Genomic DNA, 11,918 nt, shown 5'->3' with positions numbered 1-11,918 from the left:
ATTGTCGAGACTTTCGAACGTATATTCGACTCATGCCGGATCTGTCGAATTTCACGAAACCCATCGAGTGGGAGGTGACCCACGGTGCATCGCAGACTCCGATCGCAGTGATCCGCAAGCTGAAACTCGGCCCTGGACACGTACTGTACTTCCGGGCGGTGACATGGCACGCCGACCCGGGTCGACGCGAGCTGATCGGGTACTGGGGATCGCTCGCCGAGGCCACACAGAACGTCTATGGGCTGTACGAACGCAAGCTGCCATCCCAGCTCCTCGCGTCGAGCGGAAGCACCTGGCGTGAACCACTTCCGCTGACCAGGCCGAAAGCTCCGCCTGCGGGCTGACACCGACGACCGGGGACCGCGGCGCGACGATCAGGGCGCGGGAAGCGCCTCAGGCGCGGCATTCGCATCTGCGGTATCGACCTTCTTTCGCCCCCATAACCCTTCCGCAGTGATCTGCGCCCGGATGCGGGTCAGCATGGATTCGAGCTGGTCCTGCTCTTCGGGGCTCAACGGATCGAAAACCGCCTCGCGCACAAACGTCACGTGCCCCGGTGCCGCCGCCCGGATCTCGTCCCATCCTGCATCGGTGAGCGCGATGTCCTGACCTCGACCGTCGGCATCCGAATGGGCACGCGCGACGGTCCCCTTGACCTCCATGCGCTTGACCAGGTGGGACAGCCGACTTCGGTCCCAGCCCAGGTCGGCGGCGAGGTCGCCTGACCGTTTTCGCGCGCCGGGGCACTCGGAGAGAGCCGCAAGCACTGAGTACTCGACAACGGACAAGGCCGAGTCGCGCTGGAGCTGGCGATCAATCGCGGTGGGGAACTCCCAGATGAACTCGCGGAGGGTCAGCCAGATGGCCTTTTCCCTCTCATCCAGCCAACGGGGCTGGGACTCTTCTGCACTCATCGAAAGATTCACCTCCATTTAGTTGACATGACAATCAATCGCATCCAGACTGTTACCGTCAGAGTAATTGACACATCAACTATTTGGAAGGTCGCCAATGACTAAGATCGCTATTGTCACCGGAAGCACCCGCCCGGGACGCATCAACCTCGGCGTTGCCGAATGGGTTCTCGCGCAGGCGCAGCAGCGCACAGACGCTGAGTTCGAGCTCGTTGACATTGCGGCTTACAACCTGCCGGTCCTCGATGAGGGTTACCCGGCCGCGTACCAGAACTACTCCAACGACCACACCAAGGCGTGGTCGCAGAAGATCGCCGAGTTCGATGGATTCATCTTCATCACCGGCGAGTACAACCACTCGGTTACCCCGGCCCTCGCCAACGCGCTTTCCTACCTGAACGCCGAGTTCAACAACAAGGCAGCCGGCATGGTCGGATACGGATCAGCGTCGGGCGTTCGTGCGGTCGAGCACCTCCGCGGAATCCTCTCGGAGCTCCAGCTCGCCCACGTTCAGAAGACCGGTATGTTCAGCCTCTTCACCGACTTCGAGAACTTCAGCACCTTCGCTCCGACCGAACTCTCGGCCGCATCCGTTGCGCCGATGCTCGACCAGCTCGTCGTGTGGACCAAGGCCATGGAGACCGTTCGCGACGCAGCGCTCGTCGCCGCGTAAGTCTTCTCCACCTGCGTTCAGGGTGTCTCGCCACGGGCGAGGCACCCTGTTCTCGTTAACGACGCCGGTCAATCGCGGGCAGGGTGCACGCTATCTGCTCGAGGACGGCTGCGGTCCGTGGCAAAGGCAGGGCGCGCACCCGTGGGAGCAGGTCGTGGATCTGCTCAAGGGCGTGCACTCGGAAGCCGCGCCCCCGAGCGCTCAGTGACCAAAAAACGCCCCCGGCCATCTGCGACTCGAGCCAGCTGAGGTCCATCGCGACAGAGCACAAGTCGGGATCACCGTCGGACTCCGACTCCTCGAGAGCGAGGGGTCCGATTTCGTCGAGCAGCGAATCGCTGATGCGACCCAATGCGCGCCTCGCGCGGAAACGGGCGAGGCAGTTGCGAAACAGCCTCGCCGGATCAACCACTCGTGCTTCCACGTGGGCATCCTATCGGCCGGATTCGGCGCACGCGGGTCATGGTGGGTCCAGCACCTGTCCGCGTGATCTGGGCCACATGGCATCCGCTGTCACATGCGACGGACGAGGAGGTCCCCGTTGTCAGCCTGGTCCGCTGAGGTCACCGGTCGGTTGCCACAACTGAATGGAATTGCCTTCCGGGTCGAGAAGACTGGCGAACCGGCCGTTCGGGTAGTCCTCCGGGTCCACGTCGACGTCGATTCCCGAACTCCTGAGTTGGTTCACCATCGCCTCGAGATTCGAGACCCTGAAATTGACCGCCCACGTGTGCGCCGCGCTGCCGAAATGGGGCGAGTTGGAGGACATCGCCGTGAACACTGTCGGTCCGGCCTGCTGCCACCACGACGGCTCGTCGTACGACTCGGGTGCCGGGTCTACGCCCAGATGCGTCGCGTACCAACGACTGAGACTTTCCGGCTGGGCCGCGCGAAAAAACAACCCGCCGATACCCGTGACGCGCTCCATATCGCTCCCTTGGGGTTCTGCTTGTGCGGTCGATTGTCCCATCCGGAGGCCCGCTCCGCGAGACCCCCGGCACCACAGGACAGGTGGGACTGTCGGAGGCCCTTCGGTTCCCCGGGCCTTCGTGTATAGACTGATGCGCTGCCTGGCAGCAGTCCGGTCGGCCTGTGATGGCCGATCGTTCTGACAGCGGTAATCCGTGGACCACGGAGGGCGACCCTATGACAGATCTTGCTCGCGTGACAGATCTCGCTCGCGCCCCCTCTCGCTCGTTCCCTCGCGGCATGTGGCGACGCCCTCGGGTACTCATCGACCAGGTTGCGAGGAGTTCACCCGCGCGCGTAGCTCTGATCGTCTTCGCGCTGGTGACGCTCGTCTTCACACTCTTGCTCAGCCTTCCGATTGCGGCGAGAGACGGCCGAGCGACACCACTGGACGATTCTTTCTTCACCGCGGTTTCGGCGGTAACAGTGACGGGGCTCGTCACCGTGAACACCGCAGAGCACTGGTCGTTCTTCGGGCAAGTCGTGATTCTTCTCGGGATTCAAATCGGTGGCCTCGGCATCGTCACTATCGCCTCTCTCCTCGCCCGCGCGGTGACCCGCCAGCTTGGCGTGCGAAACAAACTCCTCGCGCAGCAGGGCATCAGTACCGGCAGGCTCGGCGAAGTGGGGAGTCTGCTCCGGATCGTGGTTCTCACCACTCTCTCCATCGAACTCGCGCTGGCTGCATTTCTCGTTCCCAGCTTCATCATCGCTGACCGGTCGTGGCTGCAGGGGCTGTGGCACGGCGTCTTCTATGCCGTGTCTGCGTTCAACAATGCTGGGTTCGTGTCTCACCCAGACGGTCTCGCCGGTTTCGTCGGAAACGGCTGGATCCTCGTGCCGATCATGGTTGGAGTGTTCATTGGGAGCCTCGGATTCCCGGTCTTCATGGTGCTGATGTCTGCGAAGTTCGAGGTTCGCAAGTGGAGCGTCCACGCGAAACTCACTCTTCTGGTGACGACAGTGCTTCTGGTCATTGGCGGCATTCTCTGGGCGGCATTGGAATGGTCGAACAGCTCAACAATCGGGGACATGCCCCTCGGCGAGAAGCTGTTCAACGCCCTGTTCGCCTCGACGATGATGCGGTCCGGCGGTTTCAGCCTTGTGGATCCCAGTTCATCGGAACCGATCACCCTGCTCGCAACCGACGCCCTGATGTTCGCCGGTGGCGGGTCCGCTTCGACCGCCGGTGGCATCAAGGTCACCACTGTTGCCGTGCTTTTCCTCGCGATCATCGCTGAAGCGCGAGGCGATACCGACGTTCGTGTGTTTGGCCGAACCATCCCGCAAGGCGCCCTCCGCGTCGCGATCAGCGTGCTGTTCCTCGCCGCAACCCTGATCCTGGTTGCGACTGGCCTCATCATGGCGGTGACCAGGGAGCCACTGGACCGCATTCTCTTCGAGGTCATTTCTGCATTCGCGACCTGTGGCCTCAGTGTCGGGTTGAGCGAAGAGTTGCCGCCGAGCGGAAAGTACATTCTGGCGCTGTTGATGTTCGCCGGACGGGTCGGCCCCATCAGTCTCGCGTCGGCACTCGCGGTCCGGCAACGTCGCCAGCTCTACCGTTACCCCAACGAGAGCCCCATCCTGGGTTGACCTTGAGCTCGGCGTTCAAGCGGGTGTTTCTCTCGCCAGCTACCTCCAGCAATGGGCACTCGCAGGCGGTTGTGTCACACCGAGGATCTACCGTGGTTCCATGAGCACAGTAGTCAGTTCCACCGAACACGGGGGCCGGGCTTTCGGGTATGACCCTGATTTTCTGGCAGCCAGCGTTCCACTGCCGTTGCCCGGTGCGGGCCGAAACGTCACCGCACTCGACTACAGGCACTTCAGTGTTTTGCTCGACACGGACCGCCGTCTCGCAGCTGCAACCGCGGTGAACATCGACGGTGCAAACCTCGTTGATATCGAACGTGGGGATGACTGGCACCTTGATCCGCGGATTCCCGCTGATCAACAGGCTGGCCCGGAGCTTTACCGAAGTAATGATCTCGACAGGGGCCATCTCGTCCGCAGGAGGGACCCGGTCTGGGGGGCACCGGACGTTGCCGCACAGGCAAACCGCGACACCTTTTCATACGCGAATGCCGCTCCACAAGCCAGCGAATTCAACCAAAGCAAATTGCTGTGGTTGGGCCTGGAAGACTACTTGCTGGAGCACGCCAGCGCGTACCACGTTCGCCTTAGCGTGTTCACCGGTTGTGTTTTCAGCGATGCGGATCCCGAATATCGCGGGATCCGCATCCCGTTGGCCTTCTGGAAAGTCGCGGCCTGGACGAAGGGGAACGCTGAACTTGCCTCGACCGGGTACGTCGTCGACCAACGCCCCCAACTCGACGACGTGGACCTCACCGAGAGATTGCGCCCTGGATCGCCGGATCAAGCTGTTCCGCCCCTTGGGCCGTTCCGCACATTCCAGGTCCCGATCGTCGACATAGAAGAAGCGACCTCTCTGAGCTTCGGTGAAGTCACCGGCGCGGATCGATACATAGCGGCTGGGCTGTCACCCGAGAAGCCGAGATGGGTGAAACTCGAAGAGTTCAGCGAGATGGCCCTCTAGCCGGCACGAGCTCTGGACTCGCATCGCGATCCCTCGCCATTCTCACGGGCGGCGACCCCGCGGATCCAGTGAATCGATGCCCGCTGGGCCGACGTCCGCCAGTCGTTTTTGGAGGACAAAAATGTACACGACCAGCACGAGCGACGTCACGCCGACACCAACGGCATCCGCCATCGCCGAACTGTTGGTGAGCGTGCTGCTGATATTGAAGAGCGCGTGGAAGACAATGCCGGGAACAATGCTTCCGGTCAGCACGGCGCAGTAGGAGAGGGCGATCCCGACGATGACGGCGGCAACAATCTGGAGAATCTGGTCAACGATCGAGTATCCCCGAAAGAGATTGAGAATGTGCCCGAGGCCAAAGGTGACGCCCGAAATGATGATCGCGCGGGTCAGAGGCTCGCTGACCCGCAACGCCTGAAGCAGGAAACCGCGGAACAGCACCTCCTCAACGAATCCGACCCCGGCCATGAGCACAACGGCGAAGATGACGGTTCGCACGGTCAGCCCGGGTGCAAATCCCTGTGCGAACGGCACGAGCACGGTCGCGAAAAGTGGAATGTAGAACAGGGTGAGCGACAGAGTGCCCGGCTGCACCCGCCGAAGGCCGTAGAAAGCGAGTCGGCCTGCGGCACGCAGGTAGATGACGAGCACGATCGACAAACCGATCAGCACAAGGCCCGTCAGCTCGGGAAACCCGATTACGTCACCGACGATGTCGCCGATATTGACCGCGACAATGTAGATCGCGATCCAGATGAGCGCGTGAAGAATGGGTTTCGTGTCCTGCAGTTTCGACATCGGCCGTTCCCCTCCCGAGCGACGCCTGACGACCGCGCGACTCGTCCCAGAGGTACGCCATGGGCATCGCCCCCACAAGAGTTCATCGGCTCTTCGGCGATGGCCCCTTTTGTTCAGGAGTTAATCCCCTGAAGCCGTTAAGACACACCAGATGAGTCGGTTGGCGCCGCGTACTTGCCTCCACGTCGACGCACTCCTGCGCCGCGGCTTCCTTCTCTCGTGAGGTCTGCTCCGGAATGCTGGTACCTGACGTCGCGGCGGCCGACGGAGCTGAGCTCCCGTCGCCGAGGTCGCCTGACCGTTTTTTGTGTGAGGAGTCCACAATCGGGTGTGGAGTTGCGTAACGGATATAGGTGCGAAGGTGCCGCTGATGGGTGACGCCCGATTGTCACTGCGAAAATTGCTTCCGGCGCACTGACAAGGCGTCTGCTGTTTACGAGACGGGTCCCGGGGGAGAGCTCTTTGCGCGAAGCGCCTCGACCACACGACCCAAATGAGGAGTGGTTGGACCGAACATGTCAGTCCACATCCCCTGCAACACGACGAGTTCAATGACCAGGCCGTCCGCGAACGTCAGGCTGAGGATAGGCGCGAACCCAAGGCCAGGGAATTTCTTCTCCACCTCGGCTGTGACGAGGTCGGATAGCGGACGAACTACCGATGGCTTTTTAGCTTCCGGTCCTGCCCACATTTGGATCTCTGTCTCGGTCGCCACTAGCGCACCGCGGCTGTACACGTCGACCCACGGCTTGGCAGGTGCGGGCGAACCGTTGACATACGAAGCCGCGCGCGCGAATCCGACGCTGACCGCCTCACTACCCTCGGCCGACGCCAGCTCCCGCGCCCGGGCCACGACACCGGCATAACGGTTCATCCTAATGAGCACCATGGCGGGCGGAAACGCTAAGGCGAACGCCGCCCAAAAAATGCGCTCACCGAGAGTCTCTCTCGAAAGAAAAGCCACCACGAAAAGCGGTTCCATAATGAGGACGAAAGCCGCGAGCAGCCACCCATTCCATCGTGATTCCGGAAAGACAGCAATCTTCCACGCCGATCTTGACACGCTACTCGAACCTCCGTGGGGGGTAAAGGAACTCGACGGCGAAGAGATGTGCGTCGAAAATGAAACTTGCGGGTGCACCGCCTCCAGCGCCTGCGATCATTCCGGACATAGCACTAACGATGAGCGAGGCTAGGCATTGGGAATCCATGAGATACGCCGCACATTCGAGAGCCACTGTAACGCCGCTAGTTATGACGGAGACCGTCCCAACGACTTCCGCTGCCTGCCACAGCGTAGCCCCGGTCTGCGGGTTGGTGACCCCCACCCGCATCGACACGACTGCAAGTCCAGCCGAAATCGCTGTAAGACCAAACGATATCGGCTTCAGTACGTCGGCAACGTCACGAGCAATCCCTCGCCATTTTGCGATTGTTTGCTTCGGTGGCGCTTTGGCGGCGGGGGAAGGCTTCCGCGCGTCTAGCACACCGGCACTATTCGTGTACGGCTGGTAGCCCTTAGCGATCCAGCGCTCCAACGAATCCGCGGTCATCATGCCTTTCAGGCCCAGCATAAACCAGGCGTCGCCCCCGTCCAGGCAGCGCGCACGATCATCGACAGCCTGCACGAGCGTGGACACCTCATCGACCACTTCGCTGGCGACCGTGCCTACCTCCCCGCGGGAGACCCGGACGTTCTCCAGACTCCGCTCCGCGAAGCCGGGGCCAAATTGGTCATGGACTACCCCATCAATCAGCTCGGCGTCCAAGAAACCGTCAATGGCGCGATCCTCGTCGAGGGATCCTGGTACTGCCCCAGCATGCCCGCTCCCCTCATCAACGCGACAGTCAACTACCGCAACGCGAACAAACGGGACGACCGCAACTTGGACCTCACTAATCGTGAACGCGCCGACCGCCGCGCTGTGCGCGAAAAGACGTGGAAGGCACTCCTCCAGACGCGGAGCCTCTACCTCTTTCGAGCGAAAGAAACACCCACAAACGGCAGCGCCCGCCTGATGTGCCCAGCCGCGGGCCCAAACCCCACCGTCACATGTCCACTCAAAGAGATGTGCCCGTCAGGCGACTCAACAAAGGCGCTCATTCCCATCATCAAGGTTCCGAAAAGCAAGCTGAAAGTCTGCACGAACAAGTCCTCCACGACGTTCGGCCCAAGTGATAGCAAGAGCCACGGCCAGTACTACGAGTTCGGCAGCAAGGAATGGGAAGCCCAGTACCACCACGCGCGCAACAACGTCGAATCCTTCAACGGATACGTCAAGAACGAAAACACCTTCGGCCTCGCACAGCCCGGACGGCGTCGCATGCGCGGGTACACCGCGAAGATGTTCCTCGTCGTAATCACCGTGGCCGCCGCGAACCTTCAGAAGGTTCGTGATTTCCTGCTGAACCTCAAGGAGATTGAGCAGGACACCGCTGACGGCATCGTGGCGCCGATTGCGAGAAGCCGCCGAAACCGGCGAATCAGTGCACCCAGCCGCATCACCGGTCGCGAGCGCAACAAACCCAAAGCGACCAAGCGAACAAATATCGAAGGCGCAAGCCTGCCCGTAAACAGAAAACCCACTCCCCAAGACGCTGCCCCGACCAACACATAGGCCGCAGAGAAACGAACCCCTCTAGCAACGAAAAAGCCCCCGGGAAACCGGGGGCTTTTTCGTGTTATTCGAGATCTACGGGCAAAATCTCCGAGATCTACGCACAACCCATGGTGGCGAGTGAGGGATTCGAACCCCCTCAACGGCCGAGGGTCCACGCCGATTACTCAAAATATACCGGAAAAGTCGGGCTCTTTGGATCACAACGAACCGCTTCGATCAGCTGAGATGGCGGGAAGTTGTGGGGTTCTCGTGGGGGCTAGACGCACCTGCCCGAGTAGTTCATCCGGATGCAGCGCGACCGTTCAACGACCGTCACCAGACCCGGCACAGGCTGAGCGCGTCACGCGCACTGGGGGGTTCCCGAAACTCAGGGCGTTGGTAGGCTCGAGCGTTCAGTCTTAGCATGGGGGCGCCACTTGACCACTCTCCGTTCCGTCCTGCAGCTCGCGTCCTTCCGGGGTGCGGTGCAGTCGCTCATTGAGGTAGACCCCGACCGCGACGTTGAGTTGCGGACCACGCTCGGCGTCGACGCAGTTACCATCGATCAGAATCCCGGAGACCCCGAGTGGGAGTCAGCCACTCGGGCACTTTCGCTGATCTATGAAACGGCGTCGCGGGAGGGGGTAGCCGATGTCATTGCTGACGTCCGAAAAGCGATGCCTACCATCGACGATGACGAGGCTGAGCGTCTAGTACAACTGATCGCCCCAGACGAACTGGTCACCGAACGGATTGAGGGAAGCCGCCAGAGAGACAGCTTCCTGCCCATTCTGAGCGTGGCTCGTTTCTCGCTGGATCTCCGTTTCATCGACGTAGCGGGCGGAAAGAAGCTCGTACCGGTAGTCACGGCGCGCCTTCAATTCGATGAACACGTCGGCGGATCGGATGCGACTGTGTTCCAGATTCCCGTATCGGCTATTCCCGGGCTCGCGAAGGAACTCACCGAGCTGGCTGAAACCATACCGGAGCTAGACAATCGCATACGAGACATATCCATACCCGACTGGTCGAGGGAGATCAACTAGCCATGGAATGGGTCTCGCTTGCTACAGCAGTGGTCTCATGTGGTGTGGCTATCCTCAACTTGTGCACGCAACGGTCTTCCGAACGCACCACGAACTCGCTCAACGGCAACACAACCAATGCTCTCAAGCTCGCATCGGACACAGCAAAAGCCACGTCGCTTAGTCTTCGCGATACAACAAAGGCGTTGGTGACTCGCCTTGGAGTACTCGAGACAACAGCGGTGACTATTGATGGCAAGCTCGACCGGATCTTGGATAAAGTGTGAGTCCTCGCTAAGACCCTTCAGGTAAATTTCAATCTGCGGTAATGAGACGAAGGTATAGTGACCCATATGGACGTCGTAACTCTGGTGGCGATCGCCGTGATTTCCGCTGCGACGGTGGCCTTGGTTTTCTCGACCCGCAGCTTCCTGCGAGTCAGGCGCAACGAGCGCGAGAAAGACATTCATTTCCTCGAGTTTCAAGCTGCCCATGAAGAGATGCTCGAAGCAGCGAAGGACCTGGCGCGCGTCGCGGAGTCCGCCTCACCCCGGGACATTGACCGAGGCCGGACCAGCCAACCTCGCCCAGGCACTGCGGGTGAGATCGTTTTGGGTACCGGGCGGGCGCGGACCTCATATTCAGTCTTTGTGGCTCGTAGGGGCGGAACTCTGACGAGCGTCGACCTGAAGAAGCCGACGTACAAGGACGTCCTAGGTGACCACTGGGCCGGTGCACTGGAGCATGCGGCAAAACTCGGCGTCGTGCCGGTGGAGAATGCTGAGGCATTGAGGGAGTGGGGCGAAGAAACTGCCGCCGTGGGACACTTCGACCACGATGAGATCGGTTACTGGACAAGGTTGGCATCTAGCCATAGCTAACGTCCTAGCGTGTCGTGTCGCTCAGGTGCATACTTTCAAAATGGACGACGACGCAACCTCGTTCGATACTCCGAACTGTCCCCGCTGCCTCGTACGACTGCAGATCGCTGGGACTGAGCGTCACCCCTACTGGATGTGTCCCAACTGCCTCACAGCGCATCTCAGCAACGTCACGGTCGCCCAGCGCGGTACGGCGTCGTAGGCCATCGAGGGGGCGACAGAGTTAGTGGGTCATCTCCCCGAGCCCGCCAAGCGAAGTGCGCTCGACCCACGATCTCAGACCCAACCCTGCGACACCGAAAATGCATGCATAGACATGCCGGAGAAGCACAGCATCCGGCGAGGTTCCATCCCCACTCGGTAGGAAAAAGAGCACTCGTTCCGGGTCTAAATCGAGGATGGCGTTCACATCATCGATCTCGAATCTCTCGCCGTCGAAGAGGAACGCATCGTGTTCGAGCTCCGTGGGTGCGTCAGGATTGATGGTGATGAATTCCAAGCCGTGCTCGGGCGTCAAAGACATTTGGTCAAGCAAATGCAGTATTCGAGGAGAGGTAGCGTTCAGGTCTTCGAGCGTGTGCGCAAATTCGTTGCGCACCCTATTGAGTAACAGGCTCTGTGACTTCGTCTCCTCACTGATCAGCTTGAACGAATGAGCGACTCTGATCTTCGCGGAAGTGGTCGAAAGGACACCCCGGCCGCCGAACAATTCCTCGCGATCCTTGGCGCTGAGAGCGCCCATGTTGGCAATGAGGTTTTGCTCGAGAACGACATCCAGCCAGGATGCGCCAAGGATAGCCAGATCCCGACCCCGCTTATCCCTGAGCCGCAGCATCGCTCGAACAAGGTCGGGGACAGGAGGTATCTCACGCTTAGCCACGACGTCACACTAGCCTGACGCCGAACTCTGATGAGCGGGCAGCCCTAAAGGGGGCAACCGTGGACCAGTAGAGTCCTGACCATGGACTCCGCCCTCGTGCTCATCATCCTCATGTACGTCTTATCGGCACTGTTGCCGCTCTTGGGCCTATGGGGGCTGTATCGCACTGCCACGAGGGACGCGAGAGAGTACTCCGCAGCAACCTACGGCGGTCCCGGCCAGCCGAACGACGAGCCAGACATGCCGACCATTGATCAGTCTGCTGTTCTGCTACAGATCGCCCATCGCGCAACCGAGGGTCGCCCTCAAGCAGCCGTGGCGGACTTCGTCTATATCGGGCTCGGAGTGTTCCTCGGGGCAGCCGCCAGCATCTGGACACTGCTTCTCCCCGCCTGACGAATCCCCAGCTCATCGCGAAACCCGCCCAGGACTCCACAGGAGCCTCAAACTGCACCGGCACGGCATCCCCGAGGTCCAGCACCACCTCCTGGTCAGACGGCAGCGCGAGAACCATGCTCGGTGAGACCTCCACCACCCACACAGCCGCCGGCCGGTCCTCCCGGAACACCGATCGATGCGCAGACCGACGTGCTGTGCGCAGATCCTGAGTCCACG

The 11,918-nt window shown here is 60.9% G+C and carries 15 protein-coding genes; 8 read left to right on the top strand and 7 right to left on the bottom strand.

Annotated features, from left to right (window positions below; genetic code table 11):
• Positions 1–32 precede the first annotated feature (32 nt).
• Positions 33–344, top strand: a complete 312-nt coding sequence (locus C3E77_RS01955) for a hypothetical protein (RefSeq protein WP_108390102.1) — start codon at positions 33–35, stop codon at positions 342–344.
• 30 nt (positions 345–374) lie between these two features.
• Here C3E77_RS01955 and C3E77_RS01950 read toward each other — a convergent pair whose 3' ends face one another.
• Complete coding sequence (locus tag C3E77_RS01950) at positions 375–914, bottom strand: MarR family winged helix-turn-helix transcriptional regulator (RefSeq protein WP_108392932.1); 540 nt, start codon at positions 912–914, stop codon at positions 375–377.
• A 97-nt stretch (positions 915–1,011) separates the two neighbouring features.
• Between C3E77_RS01950 and C3E77_RS01945 the strand changes: the two genes are divergently transcribed.
• The gene (locus C3E77_RS01945) at positions 1,012–1,587 is read left to right on the top strand and encodes an NADPH-dependent FMN reductase (RefSeq protein WP_108390101.1); all 576 of its coding nucleotides are present in this window, start codon (positions 1,012–1,014) and stop codon (positions 1,585–1,587) included.
• Positions 1,588–1,642: 55 nt separating this feature from the next.
• Here the strand turns inward: C3E77_RS01945 and C3E77_RS01940 are convergent, their stop codons facing one another.
• Positions 1,643–2,011 carry a hypothetical protein gene (locus C3E77_RS01940; protein WP_162924883.1) on the bottom strand — a complete coding sequence of 123 codons (369 nt, stop codon included), beginning with the start codon at positions 2,009–2,011 and terminating at the stop codon, positions 1,643–1,645.
• A 120-nt stretch (positions 2,012–2,131) separates the two neighbouring features.
• Positions 2,132–2,515 (bottom strand): VOC family protein, encoded by a 384-nt coding sequence (locus C3E77_RS01935; protein WP_108390099.1) that lies wholly within the window; start codon positions 2,513–2,515, stop codon positions 2,132–2,134.
• Between the two features lie 218 nt (positions 2,516–2,733).
• Between C3E77_RS01935 and C3E77_RS01930 the strand changes: the two genes are divergently transcribed.
• Both C3E77_RS01930 and C3E77_RS01925 read left to right on the top strand, forming a co-directional pair.
• Entirely contained in the window at positions 2,734–4,152 is a 1,419-nt protein-coding gene (locus tag C3E77_RS01930; RefSeq protein ID WP_198412179.1) for a TrkH family potassium uptake protein, read from the top strand.
• 100 nt (positions 4,153–4,252) lie between these two features.
• A complete protein-coding gene (locus tag C3E77_RS01925) occupies positions 4,253–5,116 on the top strand; it encodes a DNA/RNA non-specific endonuclease (RefSeq protein WP_108390097.1) in 864 nt (287 codons plus the stop codon).
• Positions 5,117–5,158: 42 nt separating this feature from the next.
• Here the strand turns inward: C3E77_RS01925 and C3E77_RS01920 are convergent, their stop codons facing one another.
• The 3 genes from C3E77_RS01920 to C3E77_RS01910 all read right to left on the bottom strand — a co-directional run bounded on the left by C3E77_RS01920 (position 5,159) and on the right by C3E77_RS01910 (position 7,686).
• Positions 5,159–5,917, bottom strand: coding sequence for a CPBP family intramembrane glutamic endopeptidase (locus C3E77_RS01920; protein WP_108390096.1), 759 nt, complete (start codon positions 5,915–5,917; stop codon positions 5,159–5,161).
• Positions 5,918–6,350: 433 nt separating this feature from the next.
• Entirely contained in the window at positions 6,351–6,980 is a 630-nt protein-coding gene (locus tag C3E77_RS01915) for a hypothetical protein (protein WP_108390095.1), read from the bottom strand.
• 1 nt (position 6,981) lies between these two features.
• Positions 6,982–7,686 carry a hypothetical protein gene (locus C3E77_RS01910; protein ID WP_108390094.1) on the bottom strand — a complete coding sequence of 235 codons (705 nt, stop codon included), beginning with the start codon at positions 7,684–7,686 and terminating at the stop codon, positions 6,982–6,984.
• On the opposite strand from C3E77_RS01910, the gene C3E77_RS01905 reads away from it, so the two are divergent.
• The 3 genes from C3E77_RS01905 to C3E77_RS01895 all read left to right on the top strand — a co-directional run bounded on the left by C3E77_RS01905 (position 7,654) and on the right by C3E77_RS01895 (position 10,423).
• Complete coding sequence (locus C3E77_RS01905) at positions 7,654–8,535, top strand: hypothetical protein (RefSeq protein ID WP_162924882.1); 882 nt, start codon at positions 7,654–7,656, stop codon at positions 8,533–8,535. The genes C3E77_RS01910 and C3E77_RS01905 overlap by 33 nt on opposite strands.
• A gap of 419 nt (positions 8,536–8,954) precedes the next feature.
• Positions 8,955–9,563: a hypothetical protein gene (locus C3E77_RS01900; protein WP_108390092.1), complete on the top strand. Its 609-nt coding sequence runs from the start codon at positions 8,955–8,957 to the stop codon at positions 9,561–9,563.
• Positions 9,564–9,895: 332 nt separating this feature from the next.
• A complete protein-coding gene (locus C3E77_RS01895; RefSeq protein WP_108390091.1) occupies positions 9,896–10,423 on the top strand; it encodes a hypothetical protein in 528 nt (175 codons plus the stop codon).
• A gap of 223 nt (positions 10,424–10,646) precedes the next feature.
• On the opposite strand, the gene C3E77_RS01890 is transcribed toward C3E77_RS01895, so the two are convergent.
• Positions 10,647–11,303: a hypothetical protein gene (locus C3E77_RS01890; protein WP_162924881.1), complete on the bottom strand. Its 657-nt coding sequence runs from the start codon at positions 11,301–11,303 to the stop codon at positions 10,647–10,649.
• Positions 11,304–11,384: 81 nt separating this feature from the next.
• Between C3E77_RS01890 and C3E77_RS01885 the strand changes: the two genes are divergently transcribed.
• Positions 11,385–11,699, top strand: coding sequence for a hypothetical protein (locus C3E77_RS01885; protein ID WP_108390089.1), 315 nt, complete (start codon positions 11,385–11,387; stop codon positions 11,697–11,699).
• Positions 11,700–11,918: the final 219 nt, after the last annotated feature.

Origin of the sequence: Mycetocola zhujimingii, from assembly GCF_003065425.1 — a bacterium.
Classification (GTDB): Bacteria; Actinomycetota; Actinomycetes; order Actinomycetales; family Microbacteriaceae; genus Mycetocola_A; species Mycetocola_A zhujimingii.
Note: the sequence above shows the minus strand (reverse complement) of the source record. Positions and strands in the feature narration are given on the sequence as shown.

Excerpts from the sequence above, each read along its gene's own strand:
- C3E77_RS01955 (WP_108390102.1), top strand. The coding sequence starts at position 33 with ATGCCGGATCTGTCGAATTTCACGAAACCCATCGAGTGGGAGGTGACC.
- C3E77_RS01950 (WP_108392932.1), bottom strand. The coding sequence starts at position 914 with ATGAGTGCAGAAGAGTCCCAGCCCCGTTGGCTGGATGAGAGGGAAAAG.
- C3E77_RS01945 (WP_108390101.1), top strand. The coding sequence starts at position 1,012 with ATGACTAAGATCGCTATTGTCACCGGAAGCACCCGCCCGGGACGCATC.
- C3E77_RS01935 (WP_108390099.1), bottom strand. The coding sequence starts at position 2,515 with ATGGAGCGCGTCACGGGTATCGGCGGGTTGTTTTTTCGCGCGGCCCAG.
- C3E77_RS01930 (WP_198412179.1), top strand. The coding sequence starts at position 2,734 with ATGACAGATCTTGCTCGCGTGACAGATCTCGCTCGCGCCCCCTCTCGC.
- C3E77_RS01925 (WP_108390097.1), top strand. The coding sequence starts at position 4,253 with ATGAGCACAGTAGTCAGTTCCACCGAACACGGGGGCCGGGCTTTCGGG.
- C3E77_RS01920 (WP_108390096.1), bottom strand. The coding sequence starts at position 5,917 with ATGTCGAAACTGCAGGACACGAAACCCATTCTTCACGCGCTCATCTGG.
- C3E77_RS01905 (WP_162924882.1), top strand. The coding sequence starts at position 7,654 with ATGGACTACCCCATCAATCAGCTCGGCGTCCAAGAAACCGTCAATGGC.
- C3E77_RS01895 (WP_108390091.1), top strand. The coding sequence starts at position 9,896 with ATGGACGTCGTAACTCTGGTGGCGATCGCCGTGATTTCCGCTGCGACG.
- C3E77_RS01885 (WP_108390089.1), top strand. The coding sequence starts at position 11,385 with ATGGACTCCGCCCTCGTGCTCATCATCCTCATGTACGTCTTATCGGCA.